The sequence below is a fragment of the Methylobacterium sp. Leaf93 genome (assembly GCF_001422345.1).
GTDB classification, from domain to species: domain Bacteria; phylum Pseudomonadota; class Alphaproteobacteria; order Rhizobiales; family Beijerinckiaceae; genus Methylobacterium; species Methylobacterium bullatum.
In genome coordinates this window covers 481-739 of sequence record NZ_LMMS01000031.1, presented here as the reverse complement: position 1 = coordinate 739, position 259 = coordinate 481, and the positions used below count along the sequence as shown (strand labels likewise).

1 protein-coding gene is annotated in these 259 nt (G+C 67.6%); it reads left to right on the top strand.

The window, feature by feature from the left end; genetic code table 11:
- On the top strand, positions 1 to 259 hold a 259-nt coding region (locus tag ASF26_RS22975; protein WP_162240237.1), incomplete at both ends, for a hypothetical protein.

Here is a 259-nt window from a genome sequence, read left to right as displayed (position 1 = left end):
CCGGATCGACACGCTGCCCACGGGCGGCAGCCTGATGCTGGACGGTGTCGCCGTGACGACCGGGCAGCTGATCACGGCCGCCAACCTGACGAAGCTGGTGTTCACGGCTACGGACGACGACGCCAACGCCTCGGCGAACTTCACCTTCTCGGTGCAGGATGCCGGCGGCGCCTTCGACGCCACGCCCAACACCTTCACGATCAACACGACCGCCGTGAACGACGCGCCCGTCGGGACGGACAAGACGATCCCGATCTCC